The sequence below is a fragment of the Pseudomonas sp. K2I15 genome, assembly GCF_002204795.1.
Classification (GTDB): domain Bacteria; phylum Pseudomonadota; class Gammaproteobacteria; order Pseudomonadales; family Pseudomonadaceae; genus Aquipseudomonas.
The window spans coordinates 25,713-40,109 of record NZ_NIXO01000004.1 but is presented as its reverse complement, the minus strand read 5'-3'; the positions used below and the strand labels follow the sequence as shown (position 1 = coordinate 40,109).

Annotated in this window: 14 protein-coding genes and 1 pseudogene; 4 read left to right on the top strand and 11 right to left on the bottom strand. The window is 46.7% G+C overall.

What is annotated here, in order from left to right; genetic code table 11:
- Positions 1-608: 608 nt before the first annotated feature.
- From CEC48_RS30880 to CEC48_RS04535, 4 genes are all read right to left on the bottom strand, one after another.
- Positions 609-1,112 (bottom strand): hypothetical protein, encoded by a 504-nt coding sequence (locus tag CEC48_RS30880; protein WP_141099652.1) that lies wholly within the window; start codon positions 1,110-1,112, stop codon positions 609-611.
- On the bottom strand, positions 1,109-1,705 hold the full coding sequence (locus CEC48_RS04545; RefSeq protein ID WP_088422669.1) for an MbcA/ParS/Xre antitoxin family protein: 597 nt from the start codon (positions 1,703-1,705) through the stop codon (positions 1,109-1,111). The genes CEC48_RS30880 and CEC48_RS04545 overlap by 4 nt, the downstream gene beginning before the upstream one ends.
- Positions 1,698-2,111, bottom strand: coding sequence for a hypothetical protein (locus tag CEC48_RS04540; RefSeq protein WP_088422668.1), 414 nt, complete (start codon positions 2,109-2,111; stop codon positions 1,698-1,700). Before CEC48_RS04540 ends, CEC48_RS04545 begins: the two co-directional genes overlap by 8 nt.
- Before the next feature lie 845 nt (positions 2,112-2,956).
- Entirely contained in the window at positions 2,957-3,331 is a 375-nt protein-coding gene (locus CEC48_RS04535; RefSeq protein WP_088422667.1) for a histone-like nucleoid-structuring protein, MvaT/MvaU family, read from the bottom strand.
- Between the two features lie 472 nt (positions 3,332-3,803).
- Here CEC48_RS04535 and CEC48_RS04530 point away from each other — a divergent pair, with 472 nt between their 5' ends.
- The 3 genes from CEC48_RS04530 (at position 3,804) to CEC48_RS04520 (ending at position 6,381) form a co-directional block, all read left to right on the top strand.
- Positions 3,804-5,039 (top strand): hypothetical protein, encoded by a 1,236-nt coding sequence (locus tag CEC48_RS04530; RefSeq protein WP_088422666.1) that lies wholly within the window; start codon positions 3,804-3,806, stop codon positions 5,037-5,039.
- Between the two features lie 375 nt (positions 5,040-5,414).
- Positions 5,415-5,750, top strand: coding sequence for a hypothetical protein (locus CEC48_RS04525; RefSeq protein WP_088422665.1), 336 nt, complete (start codon positions 5,415-5,417; stop codon positions 5,748-5,750).
- A 133-nt stretch (positions 5,751-5,883) separates the two neighbouring features.
- On the top strand, positions 5,884-6,381 hold the full coding sequence (locus CEC48_RS04520; protein WP_088422664.1) for a hypothetical protein: 498 nt from the start codon (positions 5,884-5,886) through the stop codon (positions 6,379-6,381).
- A gap of 257 nt (positions 6,382-6,638) precedes the next feature.
- Here the strand turns inward: CEC48_RS04520 and CEC48_RS04515 are convergent, their stop codons facing one another.
- Together CEC48_RS04515 and CEC48_RS04510 are read right to left on the bottom strand one after the other, a co-directional pair.
- A complete protein-coding gene (locus CEC48_RS04515) occupies positions 6,639-7,085 on the bottom strand; it encodes a hypothetical protein (RefSeq protein WP_088422663.1) in 447 nt (148 codons plus the stop codon).
- A 39-nt stretch (positions 7,086-7,124) separates the two neighbouring features.
- Positions 7,125-8,060 carry a hypothetical protein gene (locus tag CEC48_RS04510; RefSeq protein ID WP_088422662.1) on the bottom strand — a complete coding sequence of 312 codons (936 nt, stop codon included), beginning with the start codon at positions 8,058-8,060 and terminating at the stop codon, positions 7,125-7,127.
- A gap of 150 nt (positions 8,061-8,210) precedes the next feature.
- Here CEC48_RS04510 and CEC48_RS04505 point away from each other — a divergent pair, with 150 nt between their 5' ends.
- Positions 8,211-8,516 carry a helix-turn-helix domain-containing protein gene (locus CEC48_RS04505; protein ID WP_088422661.1) on the top strand — a complete coding sequence of 102 codons (306 nt, stop codon included), beginning with the start codon at positions 8,211-8,213 and terminating at the stop codon, positions 8,514-8,516.
- 458 nt (positions 8,517-8,974) lie between these two features.
- On the opposite strand, the pseudogene CEC48_RS30875 reads toward CEC48_RS04505, so the two are convergent.
- The 5 genes and pseudogenes from CEC48_RS30875 to CEC48_RS04480 form a co-directional block, all read right to left on the bottom strand.
- Positions 8,975-9,067, bottom strand: a pseudogene (locus CEC48_RS30875) (transcriptional regulator); the annotation flags it as partial.
- A gap of 193 nt (positions 9,068-9,260) precedes the next feature.
- Positions 9,261-10,244: a hypothetical protein gene (locus CEC48_RS04495; RefSeq protein ID WP_088422659.1), complete on the bottom strand. Its 984-nt coding sequence runs from the start codon at positions 10,242-10,244 to the stop codon at positions 9,261-9,263.
- Between the two features lie 217 nt (positions 10,245-10,461).
- Positions 10,462-12,057: an AAA family ATPase gene (locus CEC48_RS04490; protein ID WP_088422658.1), complete on the bottom strand. Its 1,596-nt coding sequence runs from the start codon at positions 12,055-12,057 to the stop codon at positions 10,462-10,464.
- Positions 12,054-13,253 carry a DUF262 domain-containing protein gene (locus CEC48_RS04485; RefSeq protein WP_088422657.1) on the bottom strand — a complete coding sequence of 400 codons (1,200 nt, stop codon included), beginning with the start codon at positions 13,251-13,253 and terminating at the stop codon, positions 12,054-12,056. Before CEC48_RS04485 ends, CEC48_RS04490 begins: the two co-directional genes overlap by 4 nt.
- Positions 13,254-13,392: 139 nt before the next feature.
- Complete coding sequence (locus tag CEC48_RS04480) at positions 13,393-14,214, bottom strand: restriction endonuclease (RefSeq protein WP_088422766.1); 822 nt, start codon at positions 14,212-14,214, stop codon at positions 13,393-13,395.
- Positions 14,215-14,397: the final 183 nt, after the last annotated feature.

Sequence of the window (14,397 nt, the reverse complement as noted above, 5' to 3'; positions counted from 1 at the left end):
GCTAGCTGATAATATAGGCTTATTCCACCCCAACGAGATTGCATTGGCCGATAGCCGCATAAGGATTGGGTTTCGTCCAAACGGAAAATCATCTGTGGGGTAGCAGCACAATTTCAATCGTGTGCTGCCATCCTTCCGCGCACCGCTTTGCGGTGTCACCGAAGGACGCTCAGGCCGTCACTGCAACGCTCGCAATATTCGACTTCCAAGCGGGTCCTGCCACCCGTCACCCCGCCGTTCTCTCTTCCACTCAAATTACTGAACTCCAGCTATCAAACCCGAGAGAAAAATAATGGCGCGGAAAAAAGAGTCGGCCACTTCAAAAAAATGCCTGGCGAAGCAAGGTCATGCCGTCGCGCAAGTGGACTCCTTTAATGATGTGCCATTAGGTACGAAACATTCGCTTGAGGGCTTGTTAGTAGAGACACCGAGAAACCACGTGGACCAAGCATGGGAAGAACTGCAACCGGTGGGGCTGGAGTTCTGGTGAATTGGATGACATTCAGCATGTAGCGTGGCCGTCGAGCAATGCAAAAGCAGCACATGGGCATTGGTCAATGCGCGCCCTCATCTTGACCTGACGAGAGAGCTATTAACTGAAGCGGGAATCAGAACCCATCCGTGAAATAGCCCCACTCACTGACTAACTCATCTATCGCGAGCGAAATCCTCGATTCAGCCATTAGCTCCGCAGGCGTGTAACTCAATGCCACCGCGACAGTCATAGCGAAGTCATTTAGAGCACCCGGCTCGTATGGCCAGACTTGAAGCTTCATCACCGACGGATCATTGGGATTGTATTCTTCGACAATCTCGACCGCGTCCGCCAGAGGTAGAAAATTGACAAGCGACATGGCCCACGTTTTTTGGGGGTAATCCGCCAACCGCGTGCGTGAATCCAAAAACGTGTCCCCAGCTTCGGCTAGTGCGGGATGGCTGAAAGCACGGACGCTTAACGATATCAATCGAGGCGACGATACGAGGCTTCTAACGTGGCGTAAATCCACTAGCCCTTGACTGAATTCCCATTTCAATTCACCTCGCAAATGATTCTCTAGGTTTGGGTGGGTGGCCATCACCACACACGTCCCGCGAACCAGTTGCGAAGTCAAACGCCAACCCCATGTTCTAACCGTTTCAGAAAGGTGAAAATCGCCTGACACCCCTCTTCTGTCGCCAGCATTTCTAGGGGGCGTCGCCATGCAAAGGCAGTGCGTTCGTCTTGTACCCAACGCACTGCACCTGTTCCGAAAAACGCCAAAATCATGTCCAGGGCTTGTGTGTAGCTGGTGATGTATTTTTCATCCGGGATGTAGGCTTCAATCGGATCTAGATGCCCCCTCCCGGTATGCTTGCCACAGCGAGCTACGAGCCAGCCCTCAAGACTCACCACTTCGCCAGGCTTGCCGCAAAGCTCACAGATACTGCCAGACGCAAGCTGCGCAATTTCAAAAACTGAACCAATGATTTCATCGCTTCCGCTGTGGTAGATCCGGAGCTGACCGAACTTCTCTTTCGCCTGGTTAACCTTCACGTCGAGCGCGTTCAGCTCAGCATGTTGCCGGGTCAGCCGAAGAGTCGCTTCGATGAGATCCGCCCAACCGTCATTGCATTCAAAACCGAACATTCCTTCCCCGGAGTAGTCGTGCGGAAAAAGCAGAGTGCGGTACTGAGCGGCGAGATGCCTTTCGATGAAATTATCCATCTATCCCCGACTCTTGGGACCACAGAAGTTCGCGAGGCTTTTCGCTCAGTTCAGATGGATAGATATGTCCATCTATCACTTCGTAACACACCCGGTTGTCGACCTTATAAATTGCAGAAATTGGCTCCATCAACCAGCTACCCTTTTTGTTCAACCAGGGCGGCGATACCAGTTGAACCTGCTGAATCCAACGCTCAGGTCCATCTTTGGACGATAAAGCCAATAGAACAGGAACGGTCGAAACTATGAATTGTTGCTGGGCATTACCCTCCTCGCCCGCTGATTCAGAGGTGACATAAAACCACTCGTCGTTTGTCGTTTGCGAGATATACGCCCATCGACGTGCGCCCTCCTCAAGCACGAAGAAAGGATTTTGCACAAGTGCTTGCTCGTGAGTTTCGAACATACTTTTTCTCCAGATAACCCATTGCTTTAGGCGGCTCACCATCACCGCCACACCCAGCTATCAATGCACATCGAGCAGGTCGTGACGGCGAGCAACAGGCGCATTAGCAACTTTTTGGCCCAAGACCGCAATCTGCCTCCCTATGAGGTCCCAGGAAGACGGCTACTTGAGCGCTTGTGAGCCGCTGGTTTGAAATTCTGGCCAAAACTACCAAAACGGTAGCCTTTAAGAAAGCAGTAATCGCCCCACGGGGCTACTGATTTACGAGAAAACACTGTGATCAGTAGCGCGCTAGCAATCCGACTCAAAGGCGCGCGACAACGTGCCCGCCTCTCTCAGGCAGGACTGGACACACGCATCGGCCTTGATGCCGACCTGAGCATAGTGCGTCGGCTGATCCCTCAGCCGGCCCGGCGATGCTAGTGAAGCCCGCCTGTCATTGGGTAATAACTTCCCAAGGCTAGAGCATCGAGCCAGTAGCCCAAGGCGTCCATCCTCCGGGATTGGGGAAAGGCGATCGAACGATGTCAGCGCCTCAACAACCAATTACTCACCCATTTACGCCCATTTCGCCATCAAGGTAGAGGACCGCAGTCACTCATCAATGGCCTACGCGAGTGTCTTGGTTAACTAGGAGCCCCATCAGGTGCAGAAACTTCGGGATATCCTGCGAGCAGTGAACTATGTGCTCAAGAGCAAGGACGGTAAGACCTTGGCCATGCATCTTGTATGGCCCAAGACCCAGCGAAGTACAGGGACAAGCTCTCCTTCACTGGGCTTTAGGTTTTCAACAGATTAAGCGAACGACTCGGCACCGCAGGGCCTTTTTGTCATAGTCGAATACTTTACTTTTTGAGCCATGATTCGACGGTTGCAGACCCATGCTCAGATTTCCACTGCTTCAAAATCTTATGGTTGCCACCTTTGGTTTCTACTCGCTCACCCGTTTTCGGATTTTCGTAGATCTTCACCTCTCGCGCTCGTCGAGCCCCTGCTTTCGGCGCGTCAGTGCCAGCGCCAGCAGCGCGACGTCCGCTCTTTGGGTCCAAAATGTTAACGACATCTCTGAGGCTGAAGCCATACTTTGCGAGCAAGTCGCGAAGCTTGGCCTCGAATTCAATTTCCTTTTTTAGACCTGAGTCCCCCTTCAAAGCTTCAAGCGCTTGAAGTTGCTCGGCCAAATTCTTTTCCAATTGACGATATTCTGCAAGCTTGGACATATGTGGCTCCTAAGATCGAATGGTGACGGCGGGTATAGTTTGCGCGTACCGCGCGAATGGTGTTCCAGATTGGTTGAATTCAATTTAGCAGATCTACCACAACCCATTACAACATTCATCTTGCGCACTGCCCGATAACACAGACTGCGCTCCGAGTTAACAACGTTGAAAAAGATCCGTCTAAAGTTTCTAAACGGTGTTCCCCAAATTACTGGGTAATAAACCGCCCCGTGCATTGGGAAACATGCAGATATCTGCTTCTGTATTGTCAATGGACGCCGGTCGCGGATGGACCCTTTCGGGAGATTTCTGTCAGACGTCATTACGCCGTATGCTGCACGGTCATGAGAAGCTCATGCCCTGTGCAGCCTTTCGGACTCTGTCAATCGGCTACCATGATTCCGGTTTCTGAGATTGTGCATGCAGGGCCGCGCTCCTTGTCATCTTTCTAACTCCCAGGCCCGGTATAGCTATGATCACCGAAATGCATGCCGACGACTTTCCTCTGATCTACGCCCAGCTAGTTACACGATTTCCCAAAAAGCCTTGGCTCAAGCGTATTCAGAACCTGCAACACGAGATTAAAGCCAAGCCCATATCAATCCCCGCTCTAGTCGCCGAAAACCGCATCGCTTATGGCCTGACCTGGTTTGATGCTGGCGTAAAGGCAAACGATATTGAATCTTGGGAAGCAGTGAAGGCCGCCATGGCATTTGCGATTCAGGTCAACTCAATGTGTGATGCCGAGACCCAAGCCGGCTCTAGCAGACTCGCTGGTCGGGTTGCTGGCGCGTTTAATAACCCGGCCGATCTTCGGGCCATGACCCTTGAATTGCATGCGGCTATCGGCCTTCATCGCAAAGGACTCACAGTGCAATGGCCTGAGACGATTCCTAATAGCGTCGACACCTTCGATATACTTGCCAGTGGAGCGAACCATGATGTCTTCGAAGTCGAATGTAAGTCCTTCTCTTCTGACAAGGGTCTGAAAATCCCGGCGAAAGAAGCTCAGGGCTTCTTGGGAGAACTCCTGACATCGCTATCCCCTACACTTTCCCGTGGCGCAATGGTTGCAGTGTCGATCTCCGTGCCGAAGCGGCTACCCACGGGAACTACCGAATTGAAGGGGTTGCGCGACAAAATCTGCGCTGCCATTCACAATAATGCTCCTGTGGTCGAAGAGTTGTTCTCCTTGGAGAAACTTTCGATTGAGCCTTTTGCTCCGGGCGAAATAAAGGGACAAGCTCATCTCGCCGAACTGTTCAGCAAACACGTCCGGGACCACGTGGGGGAGATGAACTCGATGAGACTTATCGCCACCACGCCAAATCTCGCTTGCGTTCTGCTGACAATCGCAAGTGATGAAGGCGATGGCACTTTGAAAGCGTGGGAGGACTCAGCCAAGAACGCCATTCGAAAACAGATGAGTGGAAAGCGACCTGGTTGTTTGATCATCCGTCTTGAAGGGATGTCTGGCCACAAAATGAAGACGGTATGCCAGGTACACCCGAACCTACTCTCAGTATTTTCGGAGGCGTTGATGACCAATGTTAGTCACAAGCATCTGGCTTGCATTGTATTCATCAGTGATTCGGATTGGGTGGATACAGATCAAGCTCCTCAACTTGGCCAGAGCTGCACATACGTCTTCAACAACCCGGGTGGAAACTATCCCAACCTTGGGCTTGGATCATATTTCATGGAGTGATTAATCTAGGCCAAATTTTGATACTTCTAGCCGGTCCTGGTGCTGCAATGGTTGTTAGAAGATTGCATGACCGCGCGCGCGCAAGGAGGTTCGGCAGTCAAATATGTACACCTTCATCGACATGTGAATTCTACGACTTTTTACTAAATTCAATGGCCCGGTTACTACAGATAGCCCGATCCTCGCTTCCCACTAGGAAAAAACCCGTAAAATCATGACTTGGAAGGGAGTGAAGGCAGATTTTAGCTCTCATTTAGCGACATATCTGAGCCGCCGTTTTTGGCCGATGCTAGCCCGTCGTGAGCGGCAGCTTCAGTCATCAGCCATGCAGGTAGAATCGGGAAAAGCTCGAACATTAACACTCAGGGACATTGCATGAATAAAGAATCGATAGAAGAAGAGATGCGCCGTGCGCTGTTTGGTAATGGCGAGGTTTCTCCGCATGCTGGCACCTTCAGTGTGCAAGAAGTACCTGCGGATGTCGTGATCCTTCCGCTCGCAAAAGCGGTGACAAAAAAGAGAGCTTCGAAAGCCTTCACACCGAGGCTAAGGGTCACCCTAAAGGTGGGAAATGAGTTCGAAGGGGAAACGCACGAAATTATCCATGAGGCCGATACACTGAGCACTCTCTTGGCGGAGCAGGAAGCTACTAAAGCGGCGAAGAAAAAATTCAGATATGTCGAAGTAATAAGCGTTAGGTCTATGTATTAGAAATACAATCACATAGCTCACACCCAATGCTGACCCCCCTTGGCATCGACAGTTGATCCAAAACTAACTTCCGGCGTGTGAGCGAAGATCTCTCGATAACCATCAAACCCTACTTTATCGCAGGCGACCATAAATGGCTGAACACTCGCTGCACTCTTCCTACCGTGAAAAGCTAATCGAACATTTATTTATTGGCGAGCTACTTAAAATTTCTTGGATAAATAAAGACTTTACTCTGGAAATTTCCAAACCGGAAGTCGACAGGTCTGGCTACGATATCATCGCGGAAGCAAATGGTATTATTAGACACATTCAACTCAAAGCCACATTTATCGGGTCGACCACGGCAAGTCATAGAATTCATATTTCCTTGACAAAGAAACCATCAGGGTGCGTTGTATTAGTCCACTTCGATAATGAAACGCTTGATCTTGGACCCTTTTATTACTTTGGTAGCCGCCCTGGACTACCACTGCCAAGCCTAGAAAATCTAAAAGTCGCCAAACATACTAAAGGTGATGCCACGGGCTTGAAGTTAGAGAGACCTAATATCCGCGTATTGAACAAAGGTAGTTTCGTCAAGCTAAACACCATAAATGAGCTTTATATCCATTTATTTGGAGATGACTAATTGCTTAAACCGCTCGCCTCGCTCATCTAAACGGACGAACCCGTGCCCTTAGCTCTTGGGTAAGTGGCGGCTATTTGTCTGTCATGACAGCCGCGAGCTGGCCAATTCCCGCGCCGCGAAGAGTGGCCGTCCTTGTCTCGCTGCCCTTTCCGTTTTATGCCAGATCGGGCAGATAAATAGAGGTGTAGTCACGAGCGAAAATAGCTGTATGGCAGAAGCTTACAACCATTATACAAGCGTCAAAGTATCGGATTTATTCAATGCTTAGCGTTGAACACCTTCCGGGCCTTAAAGTGGTCTTTCATTATAAAATAGGCCATCCCCATTCCAGCACCTATAAGTATTATCAATGACATCACTATCGAGTTGGTTGCTCGCAGGATAGCTATGAATATTGGACTCAGCAGTAGGGAAAATGCGAATCCGACCATCATCACCTGCGCAACAGGAAGAGCTTTGCCGCTCGTGACAACCTCGCCATCATCCAACTGCGCGGAGTATAGAACATGCACACCCTGAAGCCGTCGAACTAGTGCTAGCTTTACCTTTTTCCCGACGACTAAAAATGACCGCATGTAATCGTCACAAATTACATCTTTAATCCGAACGCCATTTATCTTAACAAATGAGACGATTCTCTGCCCATCAATGGAAGAGCCCACGCCAATTTCCTGGATGACGCCATCTAATATTACAAGTGCCATATCCACACCCCCTTCGAGGAAGACATTGATTGAGTAACGTTAAATATTCTTGGAATAGATAATCTTGCCGTCAGGGCTTTTGATATCAATACGCTGCGGACCGATTAAGACGAATCGTTGAGGACCAAACTCTCCTGCAAATCGCTCACGCCCTACGGATTTCACGTAGCCGTAAATATCGATCTTCAAGTTTCCTTTAGAGCTTTCTATTTCGCGCGCGAGCGATTCACTGGGAACATCTAGTAGTACGTCAGAACCGCCTTGAAACCCGAGATAATAAGAAGTTGGTCCAGGATTTATATAGCACCGAAGTTTGGACGCTCTAGCTAGGGAGGTCTGATTGCGCTTTTCTTCATCAGTGTAATCAAGCTTATCCGAAAACAAGCAGTTATCTATTCGGAAGCCTTTAGCTTGAGGATCATAGCTGCTCAGGGAAATTGGAGCCCAATCATCAGAACTTAATTTTACTAAATTGCGCTGCTTATTTTGTTCAGCTTCCTGTCCCACCAAGACGCCGAGCGCGGTCGTCAGATCCCGTTTTTTAAATGTGTCTTGCTCAGACAATCTCTCAGCAGCCAATCGATAAAGCTCGGGACTAACTGTACGGACGTTGAACGCATCCCCAATAGAGTCAGCGATATCTTCGGGAACCTCGTTCCAATCCCGCTTAGCATTATAAAGATTGAAAGTCGTCATTGGCTGCTTGGCGTCAAGATAGGCACTTGGCTCACCTATCCCTGGATCTTGGAAGGTGACCACGCGTGGAGCATTTTCTTGCGCAAGTTGTTGCATCACCACCCGGTCTGCGGCCGTTGAGTCAATCGCTCCCGCTTTTTCTGGAGCCGATGTGGCCACGGAGTTCTTCTCTTTAGGCAACTCACCGTCACCGCCGCACCCCGCTAACAGAACACAGCCGAGTGGTACTGCGAGCGCAAGCAAACGGCGTCCCAGCAACGTTTTGTGGTCCAAGACCATGAATATTATCCCTTTGATTTTTCCGTAGTGACGGCCACCTCAGCGCTTCCGAGCCACTGATTTGCCATCGTCGGCCAAAGCTACCAAATCGGTAGTATTAAGAAAAGCAGCAAATCGCACCATGACGTCACTGAATTACTAGACGACGCCATGACCAGTAGTACGCTATCAATCCGGCTGAAGTACGCACGGTTACGTGCCAATCTCTCTCAAGAAGAGCTGGGCATACGTATCGGTCTTGAGCCGGCCTCCGCAAGCACCCGAATGAATAGATATGAGCTTGGTAAGCGTGTTCCCGCCCCTGAGCTAATTGAGCGGGTTGCAGCCGAGCTTGACCTACCTACTGCTTACTTTTACGCCTACTGCCATGATGAAGCGGAGCTGCTTGAACGTTACTTTCGGCTTAGCGATGCGGGTAAAGCGCATTTGATGGCCTATATCAGCAAGTTGGAATAGACCTGACTTTTCATCTTCAAATACTCCTACAGAGTCGACGTAGCTGCACCAGCCCAAGCTGGTCCAATTCGGTTACCGGTCGGACGTTAGCTAGTGAAGAGTATTCGTACGTCTGTACCGCTAATCAACGGCTGCGCTTGCTCGCTTCCATCCCACTCGACAGTAGGACACGATGAAGAAAACTTTTGTGGTACGAACTCAGTATGACGGTGAGGACTATAGGTCTGTAGAGGAGATTTCCTTCTACGACGAGAATGGAGATGAGAAGGTAGATCTTGAGGTTACAGCCCTATGCCTCGATATAAGCACATGCGCCGATCAAGGCGTTGACACATGGACATACCTCAAATACAAAATCCAAGCTCGGCTTCAGAAAGCAGGCATTGCTTATGAAGATATTGAGTTTGAGGACCGTGAGTGAGTGCATGTAGCGGGCTCACGTCCACTAGATACCTCCCCTTTACTGACAAATCGCCTGATGACGGATCAAGAGCTTCGAGTTGCTCGGCGAGGTGCTTTTCTAGCTGGCGGAACTCTGCAAGTTTAGACATGACGTATCTCTTTTCAATAGGTACCTGACAGTATAAACAAAATATGCCATTACACCGCGACTAAAACCTGCCAACGATCCGTATCACAAGACGCTGGCTACTACCTTTACTAGCTGATGCTCTCGCCTTAGACCGTGAAACGCCAAAAGCAGTAAGTCTGCTATATCTAGTAATCCAAGTGTGATTAAGATAGCTAATCTTGGAGACCTTTATAAGCCTTTCCTATTCGTAGCAGGAGGGCCTGGACATCATGACCAAACAGGACCGTGATGCCGTGTTGGTTTTCGGCGAGTTGACAATTCTGCTCCGCATTAGCTTTGGTTACTATCAATATCTTGTCGATCAAGCGAACCTTTTGATCGTTACACCAGTAAGCATCTGCTTTGTTGAGTTGGTTCAGCGGAGCTTCTGATACTTTACCGATGTAGTCCTTTACTTGGATAGCGATTAAGTAGCTGTAATCAGTCAAGCCAGGAATCGTGATGGAAATATCGGTGCCATGATGGGATTCTTCTGGGCCACCGCGACGCTCTACCTTACAAGGGGCTGGGAACAGGCGTTTCAATCCGTCAACCAAGGCAAACTCCCATTCCGCGTTGGAGAAACCGCTCTGTACTTTTTCGTACAGCGAAGCAGCGAATTTGTGTTCATTGAATGAGTCTGCAAAGCTGTCTTGGACCGCCTCAGTAAAGCGATCACTGAAGCTTTGAGTCGAGCGCATGGCCTCGTCAGCCAGAGTGATCAGCGCTTCAATTTCTTCGGCGCATCCATTCAGGTCCCAGAACCTTGAGCGAGAACCCAGCGCAGCGCGGATCCTGCCAGATACGTTGGAGTTCTTGCGGGTGAACTGCTTGAGCCGTTTAACCGGGAAACTGTGCCCATAGTCCCTGAACACAGGATCGGGCGCATAGGTATAGCCAAGGTTGAAGTCTTCTGTTGCCTCCAAGATGACCACCTCATGGTAGTTAGGTAGCCTTGGGACCAAAAGGATGTCGCCTTTTTTTACCTTGTTGTAGATTGGTAGATTGCGTTTAGCACCACCGCTAAGGTGCGGATTGGTCAGTTCTTGTTCTGGGTGCTTCCCCCATCCCTGGTGAAGGCGACCATGCTCTAGTTGTTGCCGGAAAAACATAATATTGCGTTTGTCGATACGAAAACCCCAGTAGTTCCTCGACACAATTTCTCTCCGGATTTATGAGTAGTGTTCTCTAGTTGGCCATAATGCCATAAGGATTGCTCGGAACTAGTCCCCCAAAAAAGCCGATCATGTGAACCCCAATCAATATCGAAATCTGCTTCCTTGACAAGCGCCCTATTGACATCGCCCCTAAAAATTGCAAGCGAGGTTTACTATCAACAAGGCTTATTTTATCTATGAGACACAGACATCGAAGTCAATTTAAAAGCGTTAGCATAATTTTCTGAGATACATGACAGTGCATCAACTTACCCTTACATTGTCCAGCAGGGAACGAATCAAATTTTTTGTCAAGCTCATAAGTTAAATTGACTCCTACACTCCCAAATCGACTTATATCACCATCATCTTTTTCCATCACATTTACAAATATATTATTGGTTATATTTTGAAGCTCAAAAACAAAATAATCTATTAAAATAGAATTAAGCTCGATCCACAACTTGATGGATTTTTGCTTTAGCTCGTTTACATTGTAGAAAATCTCAAGCCCCTCAAGTTCACTCACCAGATCTAAAAAGAAGTCGTGAGGATCGCTAGTCATCTTATTTACGATTGCTACAAATTCGTGATAATCATCAGGAAAGTCAATTCGTTGAGCCAAAAGAGTAGCGTGCTGTTTAATTGCTTTGATCACCTCAGCTTCAGGCGGTAGCTTATCGACTGACGGCAAGAATACCTTCGCAATATTCGAAACAAAATTATCATTCCGAGTAATTTGATCCGCGTCATAAACTGCGGTGAAACTCAACCCAGTTATGCCACGATAATGCTTAGAAAGCATTTGAATATTGGACTCGCCAGCCAATACATGAATATAACTCCGCATAAAAAAATCAGGGAGCTTGGCTTTTAGAATACTTTCTAGGACTAATTTTGCAAAAGAGTCCTCAACTAACAAAACATTTTTCTTCTCTGGAGTAAGTCCTAGCGCAGACAAAGCTTTCAAGTGATCGGGCACAATCCTTCTCTTCGCCACCTGCGACATAACGTTTATAGCCTTTATGCCTTGCCCTTGTAAAATATGCTCAGAATGCGTAGACATTACAATGTTTATTTTTTTTTCGAACGCTAGAGTAACGATAAATTCCATTAGCCTGATCTGACTAACCGGGCAGATGAATGACTCAGGCTCCTCGACAATCAATATACTCTCTTTGTCTAAGGAGATAAGCCTCCAAACCATTATCAGTATTTTATGCTCTCCCTGGCCCATGTCTTGCGTATGATAAATTCGCGAACCAGCACTAACTTCAAAATATGGAAAAACAGTATCATCAATGATACCACTCACCTCACTAATAGTTATTCTATCATAAGACTTGCCAGTAATTTTATTAACCCACCGCAAAGTTTCGCTATCTAGATCATTAGCGGCAGTACCATTGAGCCAGCCATTTCTTTCCTCATCACGCTTATACTCATCTATTATTTTTAATGCAAACGTAGATGGGTCAAAATAAAAAACCTTTGGAACCTTTGTTTCATCGTTAGCTTTTACAATTATGGGCTTTCCTCTTCTGATTAATTCTACGCTCACATTATCTATATTACTTTCACTAAAAACGCCCAGCCCAAGATCTTCTTTTGTTAGAACCCTATAGATAAGTTTTAGGAAGGAAGTTTTCCCAACCCCATTTCTGCCGCAAATTGAAATCAATGCAGAAGAAAAACTCAGTTTGGTATCTTCTATTCCATCAACACCTTCTAACGTAATCCCCTCCATATAGAATGAAAACTGCTTACATTCATCTATGTATCTTCGATAGTCCGCCAGCAGTGCTTTCTTCACAATGCAGCCTCCCAAATTACATCATCAGCAAACTCCTCAACCACGACAACTACTGGTTTATCGCTAACAGCGAGCGACTCGATCAAAGTTTTCATCGAGGACGCTTTAGAACTATTGAACTCGCTCAACGAATCGGATTGATACATATAATAAAAAAGCGATATTATGCTATCACGAATCACCAGGGAACTGACCGTAGTAACTCTCGACGTAGAACGAGTTCCAAATATAGAAAAAAGCTCATTAACAACCTCATAGCCTAGAGAATAACTTCTACGCGGTGCTTTATTCAATGTGCGATAATAAGCCCTGTCCGCCTCAAAACTCACAAACGCCTCTATAAGCGAATTCTCTTCAAATTTTCGAGTCGTCAATTTTTGATAAGCTATAAAGAATAACCAACTATTTATCGAAGCTTTTGTAACGTGAATTATTTTCCCTGCCTCGTCCAATTCTTCTTTAGCTGCTCCGATCACTTTGATTGCAGTTTTCACTGCACTCACGATAGTAGTGGCAAATGGTCTGTCTTCTCTAGCGCGATCATTCAGCTGCTTTTCAGTAAATGAGGCTGTGACAGATCTAGCCTCCAACATGTAGCACAGCTTAATAAAAAGATCGTGATAAGCCATTCGCTGATTACTAAACCCCAAAAATCTTTTATCAATGTCATTAATATCAAGCTCATCAACCAAAGACTTTATTTGGGTACGAAGGGCCCCAACATAAGCATTTCTCTTTTCAGCCGAAGTTAATTTTAAGGACTCATTTAACCTATTAAACAACTCACCAGGTTCTCCCTGATTATATTCTAAAATCTCAAAAACCCTAATTGCGTACCGATCGAACCTATTTTTTACCTTGTTCGGAAGTTGCGAATAGAACATACCATTTAGATCATTAAGATCGTCATCAAAAGGCTCTATTCGGCCGTCCACCCTAAACCTATCATCCATAAAATCCCGTATGGCACTTAAGCGCTGCTGCCCATCCAGAACTTCTTGAACCATCGAATCTTCATTTAAAACAACATGCACAGGAGGTACTTGCCAATCCCTTAGAATAGTATCAATCAATAATTTCTTTTTTGGAATCCTCCAAACTTCCGCCCTTTGAAAATCAGGCTGCAAATCAAGACTCTCATCTTTAATTCTTGAGTAGATAGTGCTCAAATCAGGATCAGTTGCTTTAATTTTCATCTTAAACCCTTGCTAAAAAAATTAAATTTATCTACTTCAGAGCATCAATTTTAAACTTTCGTGAGGCGCAAGAATCAGTTTGTAGATCACATTAGAAAATCGACAAGCAAAAAACAACTGATTCACCCTCTGATCGGTGTCATTCGTCATTGAAAAAATTGCGGTCTATCTCGTAAACCGGATAGGTAACAATCTTTTCTATCCCCATTTCGTGCTGAACCAAATAATCACAAAGCAATTGACCGTTGATGAGCGTGATGTTCATACCTTGTGCCTGCCCGGCTTGCTTCGTTGCTTCCGCCGTAAAGTCAGAGGATGTAAAAAATACGCCCTTTCTAGCACCTCTAAGGGACATCGCACCAATGAAATTCCTAATATCACTAGGACTGACGAAATTCCCCTTGTACCGCTTAGCTTGTATATATATCCGATCTAAACCAAGTTTATCTTCATATATAATGCCGTCTATACCTCCATCACCTCTCCCACCGGTGACGTGCCCAGCGAGTGAGCTATGCCAGCCGTAACCCATCTTTAACAGCAGGTCTACAACAATTTTTTCGAAGAAGGCAGGGTCTGACGATTTGATACAATCTAGAAGCTGATTCTTTATATTTAGAATATGTACTTTATGGCTTTTATATATAAGCTCTTCCGATATTAAGTCCTTTAACCCCGTTGTTTCCTTAAAGGCATTGGATGACTTACCATCCCAAAGTTCATAATACGATGCAGTGCCATTTTTTTCTTGCTTCGCAATAGCAAATAACTTCCGAGGGCTAGCGCTGGGAAAATCAACTCCAACACAATGTTTTCTTAATTTATTCCTAACAATCGAAATTGGATCTTTGGCCCCGAACTCATAATACCCGTTTGTAATTATGCAATCGTATATCTCTTTATGCGTGAGAGCCCGCCCATCTTGGGATAAGACTTTCTGTATTGCTCCGACGATTGTCATCATCCCCCCAAATTAACTACGCGACTTGCTATGTGATATTCTAGATCAACAGCTAGTGATCTTCTGATTTTTCTACTTTCCGCATCAGAATATACTGGATAGATATCCACTTCAAAGGGTCGATGATATCGATCGAATAAAAATTTAGCCTGTAGACGCTGCCATTAAATGCTCTGTACATCA

Coding starts and splice junctions, on each gene's coding strand:
- CEC48_RS04545 (WP_088422669.1), bottom strand. CDS start 1,705: ATGGATAATTTCATCGAAAGGCATCTCGCCGCTCAGTACCGCACTCTG.
- CEC48_RS04540 (WP_088422668.1), bottom strand. CDS start 2,111: ATGTTCGAAACTCACGAGCAAGCACTTGTGCAAAATCCTTTCTTCGTG.
- CEC48_RS04535 (WP_088422667.1), bottom strand. CDS start 3,331: ATGTCCAAGCTTGCAGAATATCGTCAATTGGAAAAGAATTTGGCCGAG.
- CEC48_RS04530 (WP_088422666.1), top strand. CDS start 3,804: ATGATCACCGAAATGCATGCCGACGACTTTCCTCTGATCTACGCCCAG.
- CEC48_RS04525 (WP_088422665.1), top strand. CDS start 5,415: ATGAATAAAGAATCGATAGAAGAAGAGATGCGCCGTGCGCTGTTTGGT.
- CEC48_RS04520 (WP_088422664.1), top strand. CDS start 5,884: ATGGCTGAACACTCGCTGCACTCTTCCTACCGTGAAAAGCTAATCGAA.
- CEC48_RS04515 (WP_088422663.1), bottom strand. CDS start 7,085: ATGGCACTTGTAATATTAGATGGCGTCATCCAGGAAATTGGCGTGGGC.
- CEC48_RS04510 (WP_088422662.1), bottom strand. CDS start 8,060: ATGGTCTTGGACCACAAAACGTTGCTGGGACGCCGTTTGCTTGCGCTC.
- CEC48_RS04505 (WP_088422661.1), top strand. CDS start 8,211: ATGACCAGTAGTACGCTATCAATCCGGCTGAAGTACGCACGGTTACGT.
- CEC48_RS04485 (WP_088422657.1), bottom strand. CDS start 13,253: ATGAAAATTAAAGCAACTGATCCTGATTTGAGCACTATCTACTCAAGA.
- CEC48_RS04480 (WP_088422766.1), bottom strand. CDS start 14,214: ATGACAATCGTCGGAGCAATACAGAAAGTCTTATCCCAAGATGGGCGG.